This is a genomic window from Rahnella sp. JUb53, assembly GCF_004346065.1.
Taxonomy (GTDB): Bacteria; Pseudomonadota; Gammaproteobacteria; order Enterobacterales; family Enterobacteriaceae; genus Rahnella; species Rahnella variigena.
Genome location: NZ_SLYT01000008.1, coordinates 23,209 through 45,385, shown reverse-complemented (window position 1 = coordinate 45,385; position 22,177 = coordinate 23,209). Strand labels below are relative to the sequence as shown.

21 protein-coding genes are annotated in these 22,177 nt (G+C 48.2%); 12 read left to right on the top strand and 9 right to left on the bottom strand.

What is annotated here, in order from left to right; translation table 11 throughout:
- Positions 1–36: 36 nt before the first annotated feature.
- Together EC840_RS18065 and EC840_RS18060 are read right to left on the bottom strand one after the other, a co-directional pair.
- Positions 37–984, bottom strand: a complete 948-nt coding sequence (locus EC840_RS18065; RefSeq protein ID WP_132966462.1) for a DMT family transporter — start codon at positions 982–984, stop codon at positions 37–39.
- A 154-nt stretch (positions 985–1,138) separates the two neighbouring features.
- A complete protein-coding gene (locus EC840_RS18060; RefSeq protein WP_240783270.1) occupies positions 1,139–1,315 on the bottom strand; it encodes a 4-oxalocrotonate tautomerase in 177 nt (58 codons plus the stop codon).
- A 121-nt stretch (positions 1,316–1,436) separates the two neighbouring features.
- Here EC840_RS18060 and EC840_RS18055 point away from each other — a divergent pair, with 121 nt between their 5' ends.
- From EC840_RS18055 to EC840_RS18005, 11 genes are all read left to right on the top strand, one after another.
- Positions 1,437–2,369, top strand: a complete 933-nt coding sequence (locus tag EC840_RS18055; RefSeq protein WP_132966460.1) for a LysR family transcriptional regulator — start codon at positions 1,437–1,439, stop codon at positions 2,367–2,369.
- Positions 2,370–2,670: 301 nt separating this feature from the next.
- Positions 2,671–3,144, top strand: a complete 474-nt coding sequence (locus EC840_RS18050; protein WP_132966458.1) for a PTS sugar transporter subunit IIA — start codon at positions 2,671–2,673, stop codon at positions 3,142–3,144.
- Positions 3,145–3,155: 11 nt separating this feature from the next.
- Complete coding sequence (gene rhaD / locus EC840_RS18045) at positions 3,156–3,971, top strand: rhamnulose-1-phosphate aldolase (protein ID WP_132966456.1); 816 nt, start codon at positions 3,156–3,158, stop codon at positions 3,969–3,971.
- Positions 3,972–4,000: 29 nt separating this feature from the next.
- Positions 4,001–4,300, top strand: a complete 300-nt coding sequence (locus EC840_RS18040) for a PTS sugar transporter subunit IIB (protein ID WP_120163493.1) — start codon at positions 4,001–4,003, stop codon at positions 4,298–4,300.
- 95 nt (positions 4,301–4,395) lie between these two features.
- Positions 4,396–5,805, top strand: a complete 1,410-nt coding sequence (locus EC840_RS18035) for a PTS transporter subunit IIC (RefSeq protein ID WP_132966454.1) — start codon at positions 4,396–4,398, stop codon at positions 5,803–5,805.
- 13 nt (positions 5,806–5,818) lie between these two features.
- Positions 5,819–6,874: a 2-hydroxyacid dehydrogenase gene (locus EC840_RS18030; RefSeq protein WP_132966452.1), complete on the top strand. Its 1,056-nt coding sequence runs from the start codon at positions 5,819–5,821 to the stop codon at positions 6,872–6,874.
- 49 nt (positions 6,875–6,923) lie between these two features.
- Positions 6,924–7,190, top strand: a complete 267-nt coding sequence (locus EC840_RS18025) for an HPr family phosphocarrier protein (protein ID WP_120163490.1) — start codon at positions 6,924–6,926, stop codon at positions 7,188–7,190.
- Between the two features lie 157 nt (positions 7,191–7,347).
- Entirely contained in the window at positions 7,348–8,181 is an 834-nt protein-coding gene (locus EC840_RS18020) for a helix-turn-helix domain-containing protein (RefSeq protein WP_129637703.1), read from the top strand.
- Positions 8,182–8,611: 430 nt separating this feature from the next.
- Complete coding sequence (locus tag EC840_RS18015) at positions 8,612–8,980, top strand: hypothetical protein (protein ID WP_120163488.1); 369 nt, start codon at positions 8,612–8,614, stop codon at positions 8,978–8,980.
- Entirely contained in the window at positions 8,977–12,042 is a 3,066-nt protein-coding gene (locus tag EC840_RS18010; protein ID WP_132966450.1) for an FKBP-type peptidyl-prolyl cis-trans isomerase N-terminal domain-containing protein, read from the top strand. The genes EC840_RS18015 and EC840_RS18010 overlap by 4 nt, the downstream gene beginning before the upstream one ends.
- A gap of 293 nt (positions 12,043–12,335) precedes the next feature.
- Positions 12,336–12,977, top strand: coding sequence for a hydrolase (locus tag EC840_RS18005; protein ID WP_113876934.1), 642 nt, complete (start codon positions 12,336–12,338; stop codon positions 12,975–12,977).
- Positions 12,978–12,997: 20 nt separating this feature from the next.
- Here EC840_RS18005 and EC840_RS18000 read toward each other — a convergent pair whose 3' ends face one another.
- Positions 12,998–13,906, bottom strand: a complete 909-nt coding sequence (locus EC840_RS18000) for a LysR family transcriptional regulator (protein WP_132966448.1) — start codon at positions 13,904–13,906, stop codon at positions 12,998–13,000.
- A gap of 186 nt (positions 13,907–14,092) precedes the next feature.
- On the opposite strand from EC840_RS18000, the gene cho reads away from it, so the two are divergent.
- Positions 14,093–14,944: an excinuclease Cho gene (cho, locus tag EC840_RS17995; RefSeq protein WP_132966446.1), complete on the top strand. Its 852-nt coding sequence runs from the start codon at positions 14,093–14,095 to the stop codon at positions 14,942–14,944.
- Positions 14,945–15,006: 62 nt separating this feature from the next.
- On the opposite strand, the gene gorA is transcribed toward cho, so the two are convergent.
- From gorA to EC840_RS17965, 6 genes are all read right to left on the bottom strand, one after another.
- Positions 15,007–16,359 (bottom strand): glutathione-disulfide reductase, encoded by a 1,353-nt coding sequence (gene gorA, locus EC840_RS17990; protein WP_132966444.1) that lies wholly within the window; start codon positions 16,357–16,359, stop codon positions 15,007–15,009.
- Between the two features lie 165 nt (positions 16,360–16,524).
- Complete coding sequence (locus EC840_RS17985; protein ID WP_013573521.1) at positions 16,525–17,367, bottom strand: 23S rRNA (adenine(2030)-N(6))-methyltransferase RlmJ; 843 nt, start codon at positions 17,365–17,367, stop codon at positions 16,525–16,527.
- A gap of 80 nt (positions 17,368–17,447) precedes the next feature.
- Positions 17,448–18,176: a GntR family transcriptional regulator gene (locus EC840_RS17980; RefSeq protein ID WP_112288052.1), complete on the bottom strand. Its 729-nt coding sequence runs from the start codon at positions 18,174–18,176 to the stop codon at positions 17,448–17,450.
- An 89-nt stretch (positions 18,177–18,265) separates the two neighbouring features.
- Entirely contained in the window at positions 18,266–19,303 is a 1,038-nt protein-coding gene (locus tag EC840_RS17975) for an oxidoreductase (protein ID WP_132966442.1), read from the bottom strand.
- 27 nt (positions 19,304–19,330) lie between these two features.
- The gene (locus EC840_RS17970; protein ID WP_112288050.1) at positions 19,331–20,584 is read right to left on the bottom strand and encodes a PTS transporter subunit EIIC; all 1,254 of its coding nucleotides are present in this window, start codon (positions 20,582–20,584) and stop codon (positions 19,331–19,333) included.
- A gap of 18 nt (positions 20,585–20,602) precedes the next feature.
- Complete coding sequence (locus EC840_RS17965; protein ID WP_132966440.1) at positions 20,603–21,913, bottom strand: 6-phospho-beta-glucosidase; 1,311 nt, start codon at positions 21,911–21,913, stop codon at positions 20,603–20,605.
- Between the last annotated feature and the right edge of the window lie 264 nt (positions 21,914–22,177).

The window sequence follows — 22,177 nt, the reverse complement described above, 5'->3', positions numbered from 1 at the left end:
CGGGACTTCATCGGGATGACATCGCAATGTGTGGCTTTATTGAGTGCGGAAAACTACCCGTTTAGGTGTGCGGTAACGCAGATAGAGATTGTTGAGGATCAGGGCAAAACCGGTGATGCAGGCACCGGCTATTTCAGGTGTGCCGGGCTTGATGCCGGTCAGGGCGGAAATAGAGAAGGCGGTGATCGGGACAATATCCATAAATAACACCCCGTTAAGTGGTGTGAGGATTTTATTGCCAATATTCCAGCACAGGATGCCGATAAAACTGGCGACAAAAGCGGTGTAAAAGACATGTGGGATCACATACACGAAGTCGCTAACGGCGGGTACTGCCACGAGGCCAGTGATATACAGCAGCGCGTTTAATACCAGCACGCTGGACATCCCGAGAACGCTCGTCAGGGCGGTGTATTTAAGCGGTGACCAGGTCGGGAAACACGACGCGCCCACGGTGTAAAAAACCCAGCAAAGTGCGCCGAAAATAATCAGGGCGTTGGCTTTGTAGCTGGAAGGGGAATCAAACAGGCTGGCATAGTGCCCTTTGGTGATCACGGTCATGACCCCAAAGAAAGACATCATAATCAGTCCAATAGAGACGGCGGGCGGGACGATTTTGCGTAATACGCCATTGACCAGAATACCCAGCATCGGCATGGTGGCCATCATAATTGACGTGGTTAGCGCGCCATTTTCCCCGGCCATTTGCTGGCCGAGAAAAACAAAAAAGCCAAAACCGACAAAGGCTGCTGAACCTAATAACCACGCCAGACCGGCGCGTTCACCTTTCAGATTCAGCCCCTCTTTTCCTTCACGTAATCTCAGTGCAGTCACTAACGCGATAGCGGCGAAGCCATAGCGCAACGTGGTAAAAGTATAAGGATCGAGGTGCCTCAGCGCACTGGTCATCATCGGGAAAGTCGCGCCCCATGAAAGGGTGGCGATCAGGCAGCAGAAAACGCCCGCAGAATAAGAATTTTTCATTTCTTTATGTTCCGGTTGAGTTACGTTCTGATTTTTTTAAAGCGGGAGGCTGATACGAATTAAGGCGGAAATACGTCTGGCACAACGCGATTATTTCGTCAGTCAGCACATTAAAAATAAACAACTGCCGACTGACATTTTCAGACCGGGGAAATTAATCCCCCATCAGTTCTCCCCCTTTTGCCCAATGTGATTTAGGAATTTCAGTGATCACCACATCGACACTTTCAGGCTTACATTTAAGGGTTTCCACCGCGACGCGGGTCACTTCGCGGGCAAAGTCGCGTTTTTGTTCAGCGGTACGGCCTGGCAGCATTTCTAAACGGATCATCGGCATAGTAAATCCTCATTGATTAGGCCCCTCACAGCGGGGCAAAACCTATTCTACGTAAGGATTGAGAAGAATAAATATGTGTTAAGTTGAATGAATTGAAACCTGTGGGTTGTTAATCATGAGCAAATTGTCCGGGATGGAGATGTTTGTCAGAGTGGTGGAATGTGGCAGTTTCACGGCAGCGGCGATAGCCAGCGACGTCTCGCCCACGATGGTGGGTAAGCAAATCCGGGAGATTGAGCAGCGGCTGGGCGCACGTTTATTGCATCGCACGACCCGGCGACAGCAACTGACGGAGGTCGGGCAACTCTATTTTGAACGCTGCCGCCGGGTCTTATCGGAAGTCGCGCTCGCTGAGAATAGTGCGATGGAATTACAGTCCGCGCCTAAAGGACTGGTGCGTATGGTTGCCCCGGTGAGCTTCGGCGGCCAGCGTCTGGTGCCCGAACTGAGCCTTTATATGGCCCGCAATCCCGACGTAAACGTCATGCTGAATCTGGATAACCGGGTGCCCAATCTGACGGAGGGAAATTACGAGCTGGGTATTCAGATCGGCGAGGTATGCGAACCGGGTGTGGTCGCGCGCCCTTTACGGCCATATCGCCGAATACTGGCCGCTTCGCCAGACTATATCCGACAGCACGGCATGCCGGAACATCCTGACCAGTTGGGCAATTACAGTTGTCTGGGGATGTCTTACTGGCTTCATCAGGACCGCTGGGACCTGACCGGGCCGGAGGGCGAGACGTTTAAGGCCTTTATCAACGGGCGCTTTATGTCTAATCAGGGCAACGCGCTCAGGATTGCCGCACTCAGTGGCTGCGGCATTGTTCTGCAACCTGATTACGTGTTGATGGACGATATTGCGCAAGGCCGTCTGGTGCCTGTACTGCCGCAGTGGTCGTATAAACCGACGCCGTTGTACCTGATTTATCATCAGGACAGTCGCCCCTCCGCCAAGCTACGCAGCGTGATTGATTTCCTTATCGAACGGCTGGGTGAAAACAGCCAAGCGATTCTGGATAAACGCCCGAGGTCTGACGCTGTTTAAGTAAAAGACGTTCTCAACAGACCTTCTTAAATGAAAAAGGCATTCCTTTGCGGGGATGCCTTTTTCATTTCTGCGTATCCGGTATCCAGGAAACATTGGCAAGTTGTGACCCTCATCACCCCGACTTTAATCATACAGACATGTTTAGAAGTAATGAGTCCAGGGATCTAATGAATTTCCCAGTTCGGACTCTTAGGATAATGACACGCGAAAAGGTAAGAGAGTCTGGAAACGCTGATTTTCTAAGAAAATTCGACCGGAAGCATCAGAACATCTGAGCCGTAAATAAGGAGGGAAAAATATGGAGACTACAAAAAATCCGCTGACCGGATTTATATCACCCGAATTGGTTTATTTAAATTGCAGTTATACCACTCAGGATGCGTTTTTTGCGGATTCATACCAGAAACTTTATAAACAAGGATTTGTTGAGGCGACATACCACGAAAATATTCTTATCAGGGAATCCCATTATCCGACAGGGTTAATGACATCCTGCCTGAATATTGCCATACCCCATACAGACCCGCTGTATATAAAAAAGCCTTTCGTGGCAATTACCCAACTCGCAAAACCGCTGACATTTTTGCTTATGGGCAGTACGGATGAAAAAGTAGACGTAGACTGGATTTTCTCTCTTGGCGTGACCCGGGATGAAAATCAGATCGTCTTATTGCAGACATTAATGGCCGTATTTTCTGATGAAAAAAAGATTAGCCAGTTGGTCCAGCTTGATTCCCGCGAAGGAATTTGTGAATTTTTCCATTCATTGTAAAAGGTGACGTTATGATTATCTATAATATTAATGAAGCTCCCTTTATTAAAGAAATGTGTGATATTACGCTCAAGCTGTGGGAAAAAGGCTGGGCAGAAAGAAACGGTGGTAATATCAGTTATCTCCTGAAGGAAGAGGAAGTAGCACCTTACCTTGATACACAACAGGTGATATCAGAAGTCGCATTGCCGATGCCTTTTCCTGAACTGAAAAATAAAATATTTATGGTTTCAGGTTCCGGAAAATACTTCCGCAATGTCATTAAGAATCCGGCCGATACGCTGATTATTTTAAAAATATCTGAAGACGGAAAACATTATCAGCAACTCTGGGGGCTGGTAAACGGTGGTTGCCCGACCAGCGAACTGGCCTCGCATTTAAAATGCCATGCGACACGATTAAAACATGACCCTGAACATCGCGTTATTTTACACACCCATGCTAATGCCACGATTGCCATGACATTTGCCCATGATCTGGATGAAAAGAAATTTTCAAAAACGCTGTGGCAACAAATTACTGAATGCCTGGTGGTATTCCCGGAAGGCGTGGGGATTGTGCCGTGGATGGTGGCAGGCACCATTGATCTGGGTCTGGCTTCCGCTGCCAAAATGGAGTATTGCCGCATTGTGATCTGGGCGCATCACGGAATTATGGGAGCAGGTAGCAATTTTGATGACGCTTTCGGGTTGGTCGAAACGGTAGATAAAGCTGCCGATATTTATCTGCGTTCCGCTGCCGTCGGAATTAAACAGTCGATCACCAGCGCGGAACTTCGCGCCCTTGCTGATGCCTTTAATGTCACCCCACGGGATGGCATTTTATAATTTCTGCTGAATGACAAAAAAGAGTAACTATGAAAAATATTAATGTTATTTCCGTCTGCGGATCAGGAACCGTCACCAGTTCCATGGTGGCAGAAAAAGTAAAAGATATTCTTGAAGTAAACGGATATAAGGCAAAAACCGTTGAAGTCAGTCCCGGCGGAGTAGAAGGGCAATTAAGTTCAGGTAAATGGGATATTATTGTTCATACCAGTCCGCTGAGGGATAAGTATGACATTCCGACCATCAATGCAGTCGGGTTGTTAATTGGTACCGATGAGGATGGATTTATAGAAGAATTACTGCATGAAGTTGAGAGCCTGAAAATATAGTGGGTCTGACTCCACAAGCTTTGGTTTGTGGAGAACCTAATTATTGTTCTTAATATGATAATGAAACCTTATCTACAGAGTAAGGAGTCTTGAGCATGTTAGACATTCTTTCGAAAATTATGAATTCATTTGGTGCTGCGATTGTTGTGCCTTTTGTCATTTATATTATTGCTATCATCATGAAAGTAACGCCCAAAAAAGCCTTTAAAGCCGGGCTTAATGCCGGTATTGGTCTGACCGGATTTGGGATGCTCATTGGTGCCTACACGCCTGTCGTTACGCCTGTTATTAACCGTATGGTGGAAACGTCCGGTATTTCACTGCGTATCCTGGATACCGGCTGGCAGGCAACAAGTGTTGTTGCCTATTCAACCAATGTCGGGATGATTTTTTTAGGCCTCGGATTGCTGTTTCAGACAATTTTATTTGTCACACGTTTTACCAATATTTTTATGCCCTCAGATATGTGGAATAACTTTTCCTTTATGTTGTGGGGGTCGATGCTCTATATCGCGACAGGGAATATCTATCTGGCAATTGGATTGATGCTGTTATCCAATCTTTATTCTCTGGTTTGCTCAGAAATAGTGGCTAAACGATGGTCTGTTTATTACGGCTATCCCGGATGCACCATGACCGCTCCTCATCATGTTTGCTCTGTGCCGCTGGCGATAGGGGTGGACTGGATATTAAATAAGCTGGGCGCGGACAAAATAAAATGGAATCCGCAGACCTTACAGGACAAATTAGGTTTCATGGGGGAGCCGATTACACTGGGTCTGGTACTCGGGTGTCTAATCGGCATTTCCGGAAATTATACCCGTCTGGGCAGCATTGAAGCCTGGGGAGAAATCTGTAAGGTCGGTATCGCCACATCAGCTGTCATGTGTATCTTCCCAAAAATCGCCGGGGTGTTTGCCTCTGCATTCACTACCATTACCGATGCGTCACGTAAAACCGCAAAATCGAGTGGCAAAGACCGGATCTGGTTCCTGGCCATTAACGATGCGGCAGGTTATGGCGAATCAGCAACGCTGTTAACCGGAATGTTGTTGATTCCGATTATATTCATTCTGGCGATTATATTACCGGGTAATGAAACGTTACCAATGGTAGACCTTATTGCTATTCCTTATATGATTGAGCTTATTATTGCGATATCAGCGGGTAATATTTTTAAATCATTAATTTCAGGCACTATCTGGTGTGTGGGGGGATTGTATATGATCACCGCCGTGGCGCCGGTATTTACTGAAGTCGCTAAAGATGTCGGTGTGGTTCTGCCGGTAGGTGCCATGTTGATTTGTAGTTTTGCTGTAATGACCAATCATCTTATGGGCGGATTATTCCTGATTTTCCTCACCCAAAATCCTGTCTATATCGCCCTCAGCGTCGTGGTATATATCGTGTTTTACCTTTTTGTCCGCATTAAAAAAGAGTCGATACATGCTTATCTCGAAAGACAAGCTGGTACCGGCAGTGAGCCCAATCAACTGACTCAATAAAGGATAACAGAATATGAAACTCGTTATTATTGGTGATGCGCTGGTCAGCAGTGCGACATTAAGGGATGCTGCCAAAGATATTGATTTTCCCGGCAGAGATGAAAGCGAACTGGATGTCGTTTCTTACGAATGGTATTCCGATTTAGAAAAGGAAAAGTTTCAGGAAAAAATTCTGCTGATTGAAAAGAACGGCCCGGAGGCGGTGGAAATTCCCGCTGGCGTGACCGAAGCACTGAAAGACGCGGATTACCTGCTGGTGCATATTGCCCCTGTGTCGAAAAGTATGCTGGAAACGGCGGCAAAACTTAAACTTATCGGAACATGCCGGGGCGGGCTGGAGCATATTGCATTAAACAGTGTGAAGGAAAAAAATATCACGCTTATCCATGTTATCCGTAATGCTGAACCGGTCGCCGATTTCACTTTAAGCCTGATGTACGCGGAGACCCGAAATATTGCCCGGGCGCATCATGAAATTAAAAATGGCAAATGGCGAAAAAGCTTTTCGAATGATGAACATAAGACAGTGCTGGCCAATCATACTGTGGGACTGATTGGCCTGGGTTATATCGGCAAGCTGGTGGCGAAAAGGCTTAATGCATTGGGTGTCAGGGTGATTGCCCATGACCCCTTTATCGATAAGTCGCTCGTCATAAAGGAAGGGCTGAGGGTTGAATTACTGGATATGGATTCTGTCATTTCGCAATCAGATATCCTTTCTTTGCATATGCGGCTGACACCTGATACGGAAAACATGATCAATAAAGACGTCTTCAATAAAATGAAGGCCGGGAGCTATATTATTAATACCGCAAGGGCCGGGGTTGTACATAAAGCTGACCTTATTGATGCGTTAAAAAACAGGCGTATAGCCGGTGCTGCGCTGGATGTGAGCTGGGATGAGCCTATCAATACCGACGATCCTTTACTCCAGCTGGATAATATCACGCTGACCCCACATATTGCAGGTGACACGATAGATGCCATTCCTAAAGCGCCTTATCTGCTCAAAACGGTTCTGAATGATTATTTTAAAAAGGGTCACAGCGATATGTTGATCATTCAGTAAACGTACAGGGAATTTATCGGAATATTCATTATTCATCCGGGGAACCGTTATGATCAAAGAAACGTTGACGCTCAATAATAAAACTGGTCTCCATGCGCGCCCGGCCAGTGCGATCGCTAAAATAGTGGGAAAATGTCAGTCGAAAGTAGAATTTATCTCCCGTGATAAAGTGATTAAGGGGAAAAGCGTCATAGGTTTAATGACTGCCGGAATTACAGGCGGTGCAAAGGTTGAAGTCATTTGTGAAGGAACCGATGAAGAAGCGGTATTTCTTGAGATAAAGGCGTTATTCAATGCCGGCTTCGGGGAGGAATAGCACGGTCTGTGCCTCTTTACATCAGTAAAGGCCTGAATGAGCATTGCCGGCCTTTACTGATTTTTTCCCGATTGAGAAGTGCCTGGTTATCGTAATATATAGATTTTCTGACTGCCGTCCGTTAATCTAAAAAAACACTTATTAAGATGTATTGACTATGAACAAACCTATCTTTCAGGATTATTTTGTTTCTGATCAACAAAATGTGATTATTACGTCCCGCCTGCCGCAAGATTATTCACCTAAAACTCAATTTAATTACAGTAAAATAACATTGATTACCGGTGGGATTGGTCTGCATATTATTAATGGCAAACCCTATTCAATTTATCCACGGATGTTGTTTTTTACTCAGGCCACTGATTTACACATTTATGAACACGCACAAGACCTGAGGTTAATTAATATTTATTATCAGCCTTCGGAGCATTTTTTTCTCATAAAAGGTTTTGAATCCCTTATTCCAAAGCAATTTGCATCCTTTCACATCCACCGTTTCTTAGATAAAAACAGTGCTCTGCTGATACAGGGCTCTCTGGATAAACTCATTGCCAGCCAGCATAAAGGCAGTATTGAACAGGAAAGCCTGTTCCTGCGGCTGCTGGTAGATTTGCGCTACTGTAGCTACTTCTATGATAAGAACAACACCAATGAAAGAAGGATCCTGCGGCTTATCCGTTGGCTGCACGCTAACTTTCACGAGAAAATTGACTGGAACCAACTGGCCGATCAGTTTTCCATCAACGTCAGAACGATGCACCGTTACCTGGATAAAGATATCGGCTTGTCACCCCAGCGTTATCTCACCAAATTGCGCCTGTTTCATTCCCTCTACCCGCTGCTGTATTCGAATAAACCCATTACCTCGATAGCGCAGGACATCGGCTTTGATGACCACTCTTATTTTGCTACCTGCTTCCGGCGCGAATTTGGCCTCCCTCCCAGAGCGTTTAAATCCACCGCTGCGGGGCAGTCTCTGCTGTCCAGATAGATGCCATAACACACAGCTGGTTTTTAACCCTGAAAACCACAGATCCGATACTCAGTCTGTTCCCTCTGCACGTGATATAATGATGTGTACTAATCATCCTAATCGCGATTGAGGGACATTCCGTTTTATCCGAAAATGTGAATCAGTATTTACTTATTCCCTGAGTTTTCTGAAAATGAATGATGATATATGTCAATTTTTGCCTCCTTTTTCATGGGCTGAGGCATCGTTAAATCGAAAATTTCTTCTATTTTTTAGCATAAAAAAGAAGTCTGATTTTCTTTTTATTAGTGCAATATATTGATTATAATGGTTTTTTGTCTATTAGTGGTTTTGCTAAATAATCATTTCAGTGAAAGTGGGTGTTCCACAGGGTCTTTTGCTGGGAAAATAATTTGTTCTAGCAGTAAAACCCTACAGGATAATCTACATGAATAAGCCTTGCTCAATGTCTTTGACTCTCATTGCGTTAATCGCGTTGAGTGCATGTAGCACAAAAAATAATGTGGCTACAATAAAAGAGACGTCAGTTAATAAAGGTACGAATAATACCTGTGTTAACGAATTCAAAGCATTACAGCGTCTTTCTCCTCATGATTTTGATATTTATCAGCAACAATTTAATCAGCTGACAAAATCTTATGATGTTTACAAAACGAATAAGGGTCTGATAAACAAAGATGCGCAGGAAATTCTGAACATCGAACTGGACTCAAAATTGAAACTTATCTGCGCAAGAGTTAAAGGTGCGACCTTTAAGAGCATGGACGAGCGCTCTCAGGAAGTGAATAAAATATGATGGCGCGAGTGAAGTCTTTCTTCCTGATTCTGTTACTGATCAACATACAGGGGGCACATGCTGAAGATTCCGTTGATGCTAATCTGAGCCTTTTAGATCAGTTGCAGAGTGAAAATTTAATTTCTGCTCCGGAATCGTCTGTTTTTGCGGAAAAAAATAAGACTTCCACTCCGCTGATTCAGCCTCCAAAAGATATCGTCGTCCCAAAAACACCTGTTGAAAAAGCCGTCGCGCCCCCGTCGCAGTCTCGGCCTAAACCTTCTCCGGCTCCGGTAAAAAAAGCTCCTAAAACACCTCAGCCTGTGCGTGTTCCCTCTGCCACAGCAGATGTCAGCGAGATGAAGAGCAAGGCCGATATCAAGGCTAACGAGCAGCTAAAAAAATCCCTCGAGACGGCAAAATCCACAGCAGAAAAATCTCGTGATCAATATGCTGCCTTGCAGAAATCCTTCGCGGATACGCAAAAAGAAAACCAACAACTACAAGTTCAGATCGAGGCATTAAAAGCCAAACCTGCCGTTGCCTCGCCATCTGCAGACCAAAAGCTTGCGCAGAAGAAAGCGCAGGATGAACTGAAACAACTGCAAAATTTGCTGAAAAACACACAACAAGAAAACCAGCAGATGGCATCTACGTTGCAGAAGCTTCAGGGTAGCCAGAAACAAGCCGAAAGCCTGAGCGAAAAATTATCCGTTGCACAGACGGTGACAAAAAAATCTCAAGACGAAATGGCTGATATTCAGCAGTCTTTGAAAAAGACAATGAGTGAAAATGCCGCATTGAAAGCCCAGCTAACGGCGTTTAAAACCAGTCAGGACGGCTCAGCGAAAAAAGCCTCCGAGCAAGTGGCCACCTCTCAGCTGGCGACCAAAAAAGCCCAGAAGGAAATTGCTACCCTTGAGGCGAGTTTTAAGAAATTAAGTACTGAGAATGCGCAGATCAAAACGCAACTTGATACCGTGAAAAAGCAATCCTCAGCGCGCATCGAACAACTGGTCTCCTCTGGACGCGCCAATGGTAAATCGCTGGCGGAATTCGCGGTGCTGAATGCGACATTACAGCAGGCGACAGAAGAAAATCATAAGCTCAAAACGCAGTTCGAGACGCTGCAAAAGCAATCCAGGGCAGAAGCCGAAAAATTGCACGCTTTAGAAAGTACAGGCAACAAATCGCAAGCCAATGTGGTTGAACTGCAAATGACCGCAAAACAAGCTGCCGCTGAAAATGCGCAACTGAAAACTCAACTGTCCACCCTGGAGAAACAGGGTGCCAGCCAGAACGAAAAAATTGCGTTTGCCGTGGCTGCAAATAACAAATCACTGAATGAAAATCAGACTCTGCAAACAAACCTCAAAAAGGCTGCAGACGAGAATGCGCAATTGAAATCGCAGCTTGCAGACCTGCAAAAACAGGGCGCTGCGCGGAATGACAAATTGTCAGCGTCAGACGCGGTTAATAAGAAATCTCAGGCTGACTCTATGGCTTTGCAGAAAACCCTCAAACAGGCCGCTGAAGAAAATGCTCAGCTGAAAATCCAGCTGGCAGCAGTGCAAAAACAAGCCGCTACGCAGAATGACAAACTGTCTGTGTCAGATGCTGCTGCTAAAAAATCTCAGGCTGATTATGCGGCTTTACAGCAAACCCTTAAAAAGGCCGCTGATGAAAATGTTCAGCTGAAAAACCAGCTGGCTGACAGGCAAAAACAGGGCGCTGCGCAGAATGACAAACTGTCTGTGTCAGATGCTGCTGCTAAAAAATCTCAGGCTGACTACGCGGCTTTACAGCAAACCCTTAAAAAGGCCGCTGATGAGAATGTTCAGCTGAAAAACCAGCTGGCAGACAGGCAAAAACAGGGCGATGCACAGAATGACAAACTGTCTGTGTCTGAAGCAGTCATCAAAAAATCACAGGCTGATTATCTGGCCTTGCAGAAAAGCGTCAATCAAACTGCTGATGAGAATGCCCAGATTAAAACCCAACTGACTGACCTGAAAAAACAAAGCGCTGAGCAGAATGACAAATTGTCAGCGTCAGAAGCTGCCAATAAAAAGTCACAGGCTGACTACCTGGCCTTGCAGAAAACCCTCAAACAAGCCGCGGATGACGCAGCGCAGTTGAAAACTCAGTTGGCCGATTTGCAGAAAAAAAGTGCTGACCAGAGTGAAAAACTGGCGGCTTCTGAGGTCACGAACAAAAAATCGCAGAGCGATTATCAGATATCTCAGGCGGCACTCTCAAAATCTTCTGAGGAGGTTAAACGCCTGACCAGCCAGCTCACTGAAAGTCAGCAGGCTGCGAATAACGCCGCCGAAGAGAAAAGTAAGCTGACAGCTGAACTGGAAAAAACCAAAAAAGATCTCGCCTCAAACAGCATCGCGGCCGTTACACAATCTGGCGGAGAACTGCTCAGTGACGCAGAACTAAAAACACTGCAGGCGAAAGAAAGTAAGAAAACCGGGCGCTCTTATTCTGTCGGGTATTTGCTGGGGCAAGCCGCGAATTCAAAAATCGAACAGGTGGTTTCTGCCGGTGAGAAAATTGATCGCAATGTGATTATCAAAGGCTTTGTTGACCGGATGAATGAGCTGTCCAGCATGTCAACAAACGACATGAGAGAGTCGCTGAACAGTCTGGATACTGATATTCGCTCACGTCAGGAAAAGCAAAAATCCTCGAATGAAGAGAATAACCAGAAAATCCTGAATAAAGCGGGCAAAGTCAAAGGTGCAGTTAAAGCAAAATCAGGCTTCATTTATCTCATTAGCAAGCCGGGCTCACAGCCAAAAGTCACGATGGATAAGAGTATTCGTCTGCAGATTGTTGAGACGTTGGGTGACGGTAAAGTCATTGCCAGTGAAAAAGACAACAATGTCATCAGCGCCGCTGTGACGGAAATTCCGGCAGTTCTTCAGGAGGTTGTGCTTAAGCTTGGCTTGCAAGGTGAAGCCACAATCTACATTCCGCCTGAACTGGCGTATGGCAAAGACGGCATTCCGGGAAAAATTCCGCCGAATTCGCTTTCCATCATGAAGATCAAAATATTAGGCGTTAAAGACAACTAGATTGGTCGGATAAAAAAGGCAGGTGATGATCAAATCACCTGCCTTTTTTGTTTCTTCAGCGTCGATTTTGCGGATTACAAAAAAGATTTTGTTGTTCCTGTCTGACTGAAAAAAAAGCTGTATTGACGACTGTTGATATAGGCTGACTCCTGTCAAAAAAATCTGAACAAGTTGCCAAATTCTTTCCGCTATCCGCTTTTGAAGTCCTGTCCTATTGTTAATTCCAGCAGCACAACAACACAACGTTAAATACAAAAACACAACCCAACAATGCACTCTGAGAGGAAATGAAAATGTCAAAATTCGATCTGCTGGATCCACAGAATTCCACCCTGATTTTCATCGACCATCAGCCGCAAATGTCATTCGGCGTCGCCAATATCGATCGCCAGCAGCTTAAAAATAATACGGTCGCTCTGGCTAAAGCGGGCAAAGTTTTTAACGTGCCGGTGATTTACACCTCAGTCGAAACGGAAAGTTTCAGCGGCTACATCTGGCCGGAACTGCTGGCGGTTCACCCTGATGTGAAGCCGATTGAGCGTACCTCGATGAATTCCTGGGAAGACGCAGCGTTCGTGAAAGCGGTAGAAGCCACGGGCCGTAAAAAACTGATTATCTCTGCATTGTGGACCGAAGTGTGTCTGACGTTCCCGGCGCTGATGGCGCTGAAAGAAGGCTATGAAGTGTATGTGGTGACCGACACCTCCGGCGGCACCAGCGTGGATGCTCACGAACGTTCCATCGACCGTATGGTGCAGGCCGGTGCGGTACCGGTGACCTGGCAGCAGGTTCTGCTCGAATACCAGCGCGACTGGTCACGCAAAGAGACTTACGACGCAGTCATGGATCTGGTGCGCGAGCACAGCGGTGCCTACGGCATGGGCGTCGATTATGCCTACACCATGGTGCACAAAGCGCCACAGCGTCAGGGTTAATGCCTGAATGTATAGCCCGGTTATTCCGGGCTATAGACGGTGCTCAGTCCGTCGAAATCCTGCAAATTCTCCCGCCACCACATGGCAGCGTTGCCGGTGGCATTGTCGTTCCAGGCCATAAAGGCCTGATCGCGGCGGGTTTCTGAATCGAGGCGACGTTCAACCAGCGCGCCGCTTTCCAGATGGGGCGCGGCCAGATAACGTGGCAGATAGCCGCAACCCAGCCCGGTGATTTGTGCATGAACTTTGGCGTTAAAGTCATGAACGCTCAGCATTTTCTGCTCATCGAGCACGCGCAAATCAGCGCCAGTGCTGTGGCGGGACGTATCGTGAACGACTACGGCGCGATACTGGCGGATTTGCTCGCGTACCAGCGGTTCCGGCATCGAGGCCAGCGGGTGATGCGGCGCAACGGCAAACACATATTCCAGCCAGCCGATCGGGCGATATTCAATGCCGCTGCGCGTGAGAGGTTCCTGCACGGCACCAAATACGATGTCAGCTTCGCCATAACTCAGCGCTTCCCAGCAACCGCCGAGCACGTCGTGGCGGAATAATAATTGGGTATGCTGATGCTCTGCGTAAAAGCGGTCAATCAGTGGCGCAAGCAGTGCGAAGGGTACGGAGGCATCAAGGCTGATGGTCAGTTTGCTCTCCCAGCCACTTTCAACGTACTGCGCCTGTTGCTCCAGTTCGCTGACGGCGCGCAACAGCACGCGGCCTTTGTCCAGCATCAGACGGCCGGTAGGGGTAAATGTGGCGCGATGGCCGGAGCGATCCAGCAGTTTAATGTTCAGATCACTTTCCATTTTCTGCACGGTATAACTCAGTGCCGATGCGGTTTTAAACAGTCTGGCACCCGCCGCGGCAAACGTACCGTGACGGTCTAACGCGTCGAGGATCAGCAGGGCTTCAAGGTTTAATCGCATTCTTTTTCCCACTAAAAAGGGTTGAATACCGGAAAACATTTCCGGCAGTTATGGCTTCCCCATTTCGTATTGTTTAGAGGTATAACGCAACAAATAGTTAACCAGAGGTTGATGACTGTATACATTACCAGTATTATCCGTTTGTTTTCTATACAACGTTTATCCGGTCAAAGCAGGTCAGCTATTTTGTGGAATCCCGAAAAAGAGCTTTTTACCGAGCTCTATCAGTACCCTGAACATCTTCGCCATACCTTAGAAAATTTACCCGGCAGCAGCGGTGTCTATATTTTTTACGGTGACGATAAGGCTTTTCCGCTGTATATCGGCAAAAGCGTGAATATCCGCAGCCGCGTGATGTCGCACTTTCGCAATCCTGCTGAAGCCAAACTTCTGCATATGACCCGCGATATCGAACACATTGAAACGATCGGTGAAGTCGGTGCGTTATTGCTGGAATCTGACCTGATTAAAACCCGTCGTCCGCTGTTCAATAAGCGTCTGCGCACCGCCCGCAAGCTGTGTTCCATCCGGCTTCAGGGGCTGACGGCCAGCATTGTGTTCAGCGATGACGTGGATTTCTCCCATAGTGAAGATTTATTTGGCCTGTTTAAAACTAAAATGTCGGCAGTCGAAAAAATCCGGGATATCGCCGATCAGGAAAAGCTGTGTTATGGCGCGCTGGGGCTGGAAAAACTGTCAAAAAATCGCGCCTGTTTCCGCTTTTCACTGGGCAAATGTGCCGGCGTCTGTTGCGGTAAAGAAACGCCGGAAGCCCATCAGGCGCGTCTCAGAAGCGCGCTCAGCACCCTGAAAATCCGCAGCTGGCCGTATCCTGGTCGGATCGCAATTGTTGAAGAAGCCAATGGTCAGACGGATTATCACGTCATCAATCACTGGTTCTATCTGGGCACAGTAAAAACGCTGGCGGCAGCGAGAGCCTTTGATATCGCCGTGCCGCACTTTGACCGCGACAGTTATAAAATCCTCTGCAGGCCGCTATTCGAGACGGACAGTTCGAAAGTGATTTTGCTGGACTGACGGCAAGAAAAAAGGCCTGAGATCAGAAAATCTCAGGCCTTTATTTTTTACCGACTGGCGAATTAACGCATAGTTACAAACTCTTCCGCACCGGTCGGGTGGATGGCGACGGTGTTGTCGAAGTCTTTCTTGGTTGCGCCCATTTTCAGTGCGACCGCGAAGCCCTGCAACATTTCGTCCATGCCGTAGCCGATACCGTGGATGCCGACGATTTTCTCTTCAGCACCGACGCACACCAGCTTCATGCGGCACGGCTGGCGGTGCTGCGTGACGGCGGTGTACATCGCGGTAAATGCGGATTTGTACACTTTCACGTTGTCTTCGCCAAACTGCTCTTTCGCCTGTGGTTCGGTCAGGCCGACAGTACCGATTGGCGGGTGACTGAACACGACGGTCGCGATGTTGCTGTAATCCAGATGTTCGTCAGGTTTGTTGTTAAACAGACGCTCAGACAAACGACGACCCGCAGCAACGGCAACCGGAGTCAGTTCTACCGCACCGGTATTATCGCCCACGGCGTAAATGCCTTTAACGCTGGTGTTCTGGAACTTATCGACGACGATGTAACCTTTATCGTTGGTTTTCACGCCAGTCGCCTTCAGGTTGAAGTTGTCAGTTTCCGGTTCGCGGCCAATCGCCCACACCAGGCTGTCGACTTCAAATTCTTGTCCGTTTTCCAGTTTCAGCGTCAGGCTGCCGTCGGCATTTTTCACCACTTCTTTCGGAATGGACTCTTTATGTAGCGCCGGACCTTCGGTTTCCATTACTTCAACCAGCGTTTCAACGATCAGCGGATCGAAAGTACGCAGCGGGGCGTGTTTACGCACGAACAGATGGGTTTCGGCACCCAGCGCGTTCATCACACCGGCGATTTCTACCGCGATGTAACCTGCGCCAACTACTGCAACACGTTTTGGCATTTCGGTCAGATCGAAGAAACCGTCTGAATCGATACCGTATTCTGCACCCGGAATATCCGGATGGCTCGGACGACCACCGGTGGCGATCAGGATGTGATCCGCGGTGATCTTCTCGCCGTTGACTTCAACGGTGTGATCGTCGACAAAGCGCGCGAAGCCTTTGATCACGTCCACTTTATTTTTGCCCAGCACGTTGTCGTACGAGGTGTGGATACGGTCGATGTAAGCGGTACGGTTGGCGACCAGCGTTTTCCAGTTGAAGCTGTTCACGGTGGTATCAAAGCCGTAATCCGGGCCGTAGTTGCGGATCGCTTCAGCGATTTGCGCGGCGTGCCACATCACTTTTTTCGGGACACAACCCACGTTGACGCACGTGCCGCCCAGCTCTTTAGCTTCGATCAGCGCGCATTTTTTCCCATACATGGCTGCACGGTTGATTGATGCGATACCGCCGCTGCCGCCGCCAATTGCCAGATAGTCATAATGTTTGGTCATCGTTTTATCCGTAAGTTGTGAAAAATGGAGACACTGATTCAGCGTCGTTAATCTCAAAATTTGGTTAAGAGTTTAACGTGTTGTGGAAAAGATTGGATCAATGATTGCAATAGGTTTGATAGCTGAGACCTTTGAAAAAGGCCTCAGCGAGGGGAAAAGCTTTACTTACTCAGGCACAACCCAGTTAACCGTAGTATGACCGGTACCCGATGGCACCAGCACTTTGAGCAGCCACGGCAGAACGTTGTTCATCTGCTGCTCGAGTTTCCACGGCGGGTTAATCACGATCATGCCGGAAGCGGTCATACCGCGCTGATCGCTGTCCGGGCGCACGCCCAGTTCGATTTGCAGAATACGGCGAATGCCGGTCGCTTCGAGATCACGCAGCATTTTCTTGATTTGCTGACGCATCACCACCGGATACCACAGCGCGTAAGTGCCGGTGGCAAAACGTTTGTAGCCTTCCTGAATGCCTTTTACCACGTCCTGATAATCGGTTTTCATTTCGTACGGCGGGTCCATCAGGATCAGGCCACGACGTGAAGGTGGTGGCAACTGAGCTTTCAGCTGCTGATAACCGTCGGCACGCGCAACGCGGGTACGGTCATCTTTCTGGAATTCACTGCGCAGCAGCGGGAAATCGCTCGGGTGCAGTTCGGTCAGATGCAGTTTGTCGTCTTCACGTAACAGCTGACGGGCAATCAGCGGCGAACCCGGGTAATAACGCAGATTTTCATTGCGGTTGAAGTGATTGACGACAGACATGTACGCCGCCAGTTCTTCAGGAATATCGTCCCGCTGCCAGATGCGCGCGATGCCTTCCAGATATTCGCCGGTGCGTTCGGCGTGTTCGCCACTCAGCTGATAGCGCCCGGCACCCGCGTGGGTGTCGAGATAAAGGAAGGGCTTTTCTTTTTCTTTCAGAGATTCAATGATCAGGCTCTGAACGGTGTGTTTCAGTACGTCGGCATGGTTGCCTGCGTGAAAACTGTGGCGGTAACTCAACATAACTTTATTGTTCCGGAGTGGCGTATTGCCGACAGTATAAACTGTTTACACCCTTCATACTTCACGTTGCAGGGGCGATCTTACTTCCCAACCCAGCTGTTCTTGATTTTGAATTTGTCCGCACGGTTATAACTGATTGAGTAGTTGAAGGTTTTTCCGTCTTCCAGTTTGGTGATGCCAGAGACTTTCAGCATCGGCAGACCGGTTTCGCTTTCCAGCAGCGCAGAAAGCGTGTCGTCGAACAGCGAAGCTTCGATCACTGAGTTATAGAATTTAATTTTCCGGCCGGTTTTATTCTCGATAAATTCATATAAAGACCCGTTCTGTAAAACAGACTCAGGAATAATATCTATTACCGCACAGGGAATATAGGAGTCTTCGATCAGGACCGGAATATTGTCCACCAGCCGGACGCGGCGGATATAATGCACGTCGTCATTTTCATTAATATCCAGCTGACTGGCGATATATTCACCGGCTTTACGCGTTTTCAGGCTGATTAAGCGGCTGGAGACTTTCACGTTATCTTTAAATTCGCGCGAAAAACCGAGAATAGAATCGCTGGTGCCGTTATTGAGCAGATAAACATTGTCTTCAATCACTTTGGTGACGAACATCCCTTTGCCATGAATGCGTTCGATAAAGCCTTCCTGCTCCAGCATATGCATGGCTTTTTGCAGCGTCACGCGTGTCACTTCAAAGCGAGCCGCCAGTTCCCGCTCGGAAGGAATTTTGTCACCGACACGATATTCTTTGTTCAGGATGGCCTGTTTCAGGCTGTTTTTGATATCAATATAGCGGGCGGCCATTAGCGTAACTTCTTCATGTCAGAGTTATTTTTGAGCAGTATAGACACATGCCTCGCGGACCGGAAGCGTTCGCCCCGGTCCGGGATGTTTCAGCAGAGCCTGATCAATGCAGGCGCAGGCTGTTCAAAGGCACGGTGCAGAATTTCCATGGTGGTCATCACATCAGCGGCTGGCACATACGGCGCATGTCCCTGACATATCGTGGCATATACAGCATCATAAACGCGGCCATAATCGCCGTTGCCCGCGTCTACATGTTCGGTAATGGTTTGGCCGCTGTCATCAATGTATTTCAGCACGCCATATTCCGTTTCCTGACCAAAGTCCGGAGTGCCCGGTAAATTCCCGGCTTTCAGACAGGTTTCCTGCTGATCGATATTCAGTTTAATAAATGAGCCTTTTTCCCCGTGAAGAATAAATTTCGGGTAAGGCTGCATCACCAGATGGCTGCATTTCACCATGGCTTTGGTTTCGCCGTAATAAAGTTGCAGTTCAAAGGTATCGTCAGGATTGTTTTTATTTCTCACCGAACGGATATCGTAATGCACTAAATCTGGTCGTCCGAACAGGCTGACCACCTGATCGACAAGATGAACGCCCAGGCCGTAAAAAGCACCGTGAGTATAATCAGCCGGAGCATCGGGGGCGTCAGGACGGAAGTAATCGAAATGACTTTCGAACTCGACAATTTTACCGAGCACGCCGCTGTCGATGACTTTTTTAACCGCTAAAAAACAGCTGTCGAAGCGCCGGTTCTGATAAGGCGTCACGGTCAGCCCTTTTTCGGCGGCGAGCGCAAATAGCGACTGCGCTTCTGCCAGCGTCCGGGTAAACGGTTTTTCGACGATGACATTTTTCCCGTGTTCAAGGCACCTTTTTGCCAGGTCATAATGGGTTTGCGGCGGCGTACACAGCGTCACCAGCGTAATACTTTCGTCGTGCAGAATATCGTTCAGATCAGAGGTGAAACGGATGCCCTGATACGCCTCCTCTTTTTCAATGTCCGGGCGACGGGTGATATCGAAAATGGTTTTAACCTGAAACGTGTCGCGTCGCTGTAAAACGTAAGGCAAGTGGTAACGTGTCGCGCTTTTCCCAAATCCTGCAAATGCGCAGTTTATCTTCATGACGTTTCCTTCCATTGTGATTGGTGTTTATGCACTGACCTGCGCTGCATTAACTGGAATACCCGCTTCTTCCAGTGCCAGCTGTTTCTTTTCCATCAGCCGGAAGAAGGGATAATAAATGATTGTCGAAATAATAATCATGACGCCTGACCACAAAGCCGCCGGAATATTGCCGCCGGTGGCGAAATATCCATTCAGCAAAGGCGGCATCGTCCAGGGAATTTGTAATACCGGGCGGCCAATAATGTTAAACGTCATCAGAAAATACGACAGGGTGCATAACAGCATCGGCGTGATAATTAACGGCAGCATCATCAGCGGATTAAACACCATCGGCACGCCGAAAATGACCGGCTCATTAATACAAAACAGCGAGGGTGCAAAAGACATGCGACCCAGCGATTTATAATAACGACTTTTCGACATCATCATCGCCAGAACCAGCCCCATCGTCGCGCCTGAACCGCCGGTGCAAATAAAGAAGTTATAAAATCCTTCAGCGAAGATATGTGGTATCGGCTGGTGGCTGAGATAAGCCTGAGTATTTTCGACAATAAACTTAAGAAATATCGGCGCGGTAATGCCGGAGAGCACGTTGGTGCCGTGGATCCCGCAACACCACAGCAGCGAGATAAGAAACACCAAAATTAACATGCCCGGCAGTGTGCCAAGCCCGATGACCAGCGGGCTGAGGATCAGCGTGAAGAATGCGTTGATATCAAAATGCAGGATCACCCGCACAAACCACACCAGCGCCAGACAGACAATCGCCGGGATCACGCTGACAAAAGATTGCAGCACAGCCGGCGGCACGTTATCCGGCAGCCGGATATAGATTTTATGTTCGATGAAAAAGCGAATGATATAGACGGTGAGGATCGAAAGAATAATGGCGGAGAATAACCCCGCAGCGCCGAGATTATCGACGTTAAGCGTGTAGTCATCATTTAACTGCGCCATCAGGAATACGGCGACAGTAATGGCGCAGCAGGTCAGTCCGTCAAGCTTATAATGTTTCGCCAGGTTATAACTGATGCCCATGGCCGAAATTAAACCGATGATCCCGAACGTGACCAGAACCGGTGCATTCAGCGCGGTGCCAAACTGCCCTAAATATTCTGTCCATCCGGGGATCGGCAGATTGGCGATAATTAAGAAAATACTGCCGGAAATAATAAACGGCAGCGTCAGCGTAATGCCGTTGCGCACGGCGACCAGAATAACGTTATCACCGACTTTAACCAGACACGGCACCAGTCGTGATTCTATGAATTTCATCATGATGTGATATGCCCGTGATTATTGTGGATATTGCGGCAGGAAAGGCCGGTTTACAACGAGGTATTCGTCGAGAATTTTTTCGGCAATATCCACTGACGGCATTAGCGGATGCACCGAAAGCGCCATTAATGCGGTGGAATAATCGCCAGTGACGGCGGCTTCGATGGTGAGTTCCTCAAAGGCTTTGACGCTCTGGATCAGGCCACGGATTTTCACCGGCAAACGCCCGTAAGCCAGAGGATGCGCACCCCGACGATCTATCATTGCGTTCGTTTCTACCACACTGTTTTCGTCGAGATCGGGCGTTGCTCCGCGATTGAGCGTATTGACGACGTGGATCTCCTGCCGGTTGTTATAAATCGCGCTGATAATCGAACAGGCAGTATCCGAGTAATACGCACCGCCCCGGCTTTCCAGTTCTTTCGGTTTGCTTTCAAGCTGCGGGTTTTTATAGAGTTCAAAAAGCTGGCGTTCTATTTCACGCGTTTGTTCTCCGCGTGTGCCGTGCGTCTGGCTGTCTTTTACGCTGTGCGCCACCATTTCACGCTGCAGATAGAAATACTTCAGGTAGGAAAGGGGATACAGGCCAAGCGCGCGGATAAAGGCCGGTGGCAATCCGGTATCGGGAATGTTTTTCAGCTGATTCTGGCCATTGCCCTGCGCCAGTTTCTCAATAAATTCTGCGGTGACGTCGTGGCCTTTGACGGCGATCTGATCGGCAAATATCAGGTGATTCAGCCCCATCACGCGGGCATATACGTCTTCACGACCGACCTCATACACCTTCGCGATATCCATCATCATGCTGTTCGCACCGCTGCAAATGCCCAGCGTTTTGATGCTCGAATATTTTTCAATGGCCTCAGTAACAATCCCTGCCGGATTGGTGAAATTGATCAGCCACGCATCCGGGCACAACCTTTCCATATCGCGGCACAAATCTAACAGCACGGGAATGGTGCGCTGTGCCTTCATAAAGCCGCCTGCACCGGTGGTTTCCTGGCCGAGAACGCCGTATTTCAGCGGGATCGCCTCATCGTGAATACGGGCTTCCTGCTGGCCGACGCGCAGCTGAGTCGTAACGAAGTCCGCGTTACGCAGCGCGGCTTCGCGGTCGGTGGTCAGATGCACGGTCATCGGGAGCCCGGCTTTTTTGACCATCCGTTGTGCCAGCGCACCGACGATTTTCAGCTTTTCCTCACCGGCTGCGATATCCACCAGCCAGAACTGCGAAACCGGCAATTCGTCGTAGCGCCGGATAAATCCGTCGATCAGTTCCGGTGTGTAACCTGAGCCGCCGCCCAGTGTGACAATTTTGAGTGTTTTCATTCCCTGCTGACTCCCTGCGTTGTGGAAAAAGTGAACTGGCATACGCCAGATAACGGGAAGCTAACAGGAATAACCTCGTTGTAAATAGGGTTTAGCGGCAGGAGACAGACAAAGATGAAAATTGCGAGGCAGGTCTTGCTGCAACCTGATAATCCGAACGGGAGTGATTGATAACATGAATATCAATGGCCGCCGGGCGAAATCGCCGCCCCCCATTGATTTCCCCATAACTTGACCGCATGTTAGAAGTTACGTCATCTTTAA

Coding starts and splice junctions, on each gene's coding strand:
- EC840_RS18065 (WP_132966462.1), bottom strand. CDS start 984: ATGAAAAATTCTTATTCTGCGGGCGTTTTCTGCTGCCTGATCGCCACC.
- EC840_RS18060 (WP_240783270.1), bottom strand. CDS start 1,315: ATGATCCGTTTAGAAATGCTGCCAGGCCGTACCGCTGAACAAAAACGC.
- EC840_RS18055 (WP_132966460.1), top strand. CDS start 1,437: ATGAGCAAATTGTCCGGGATGGAGATGTTTGTCAGAGTGGTGGAATGT.
- EC840_RS18050 (WP_132966458.1), top strand. CDS start 2,671: ATGGAGACTACAAAAAATCCGCTGACCGGATTTATATCACCCGAATTG.
- rhaD (WP_132966456.1), top strand. CDS start 3,156: ATGATTATCTATAATATTAATGAAGCTCCCTTTATTAAAGAAATGTGT.
- EC840_RS18040 (WP_120163493.1), top strand. CDS start 4,001: ATGAAAAATATTAATGTTATTTCCGTCTGCGGATCAGGAACCGTCACC.
- EC840_RS18035 (WP_132966454.1), top strand. CDS start 4,396: ATGTTAGACATTCTTTCGAAAATTATGAATTCATTTGGTGCTGCGATT.
- EC840_RS18030 (WP_132966452.1), top strand. CDS start 5,819: ATGAAACTCGTTATTATTGGTGATGCGCTGGTCAGCAGTGCGACATTA.
- EC840_RS18025 (WP_120163490.1), top strand. CDS start 6,924: ATGATCAAAGAAACGTTGACGCTCAATAATAAAACTGGTCTCCATGCG.
- EC840_RS18020 (WP_129637703.1), top strand. CDS start 7,348: ATGAACAAACCTATCTTTCAGGATTATTTTGTTTCTGATCAACAAAAT.
- EC840_RS18015 (WP_120163488.1), top strand. CDS start 8,612: ATGAATAAGCCTTGCTCAATGTCTTTGACTCTCATTGCGTTAATCGCG.
- EC840_RS18010 (WP_132966450.1), top strand. CDS start 8,977: ATGATGGCGCGAGTGAAGTCTTTCTTCCTGATTCTGTTACTGATCAAC.
- EC840_RS18005 (WP_113876934.1), top strand. CDS start 12,336: ATGTCAAAATTCGATCTGCTGGATCCACAGAATTCCACCCTGATTTTC.
- EC840_RS18000 (WP_132966448.1), bottom strand. CDS start 13,906: ATGCGATTAAACCTTGAAGCCCTGCTGATCCTCGACGCGTTAGACCGT.
- gorA (WP_132966444.1), bottom strand. CDS start 16,359: ATGACCAAACATTATGACTATCTGGCAATTGGCGGCGGCAGCGGCGGT.
- EC840_RS17985 (WP_013573521.1), bottom strand. CDS start 17,367: ATGTTGAGTTACCGCCACAGTTTTCACGCAGGCAACCATGCCGACGTA.
- EC840_RS17980 (WP_112288052.1), bottom strand. CDS start 18,176: ATGGCCGCCCGCTATATTGATATCAAAAACAGCCTGAAACAGGCCATC.
- EC840_RS17975 (WP_132966442.1), bottom strand. CDS start 19,303: ATGAAGATAAACTGCGCATTTGCAGGATTTGGGAAAAGCGCGACACGT.
- EC840_RS17970 (WP_112288050.1), bottom strand. CDS start 20,584: ATGATGAAATTCATAGAATCACGACTGGTGCCGTGTCTGGTTAAAGTC.
- EC840_RS17965 (WP_132966440.1), bottom strand. CDS start 21,913: ATGAAAACACTCAAAATTGTCACACTGGGCGGCGGCTCAGGTTACACA.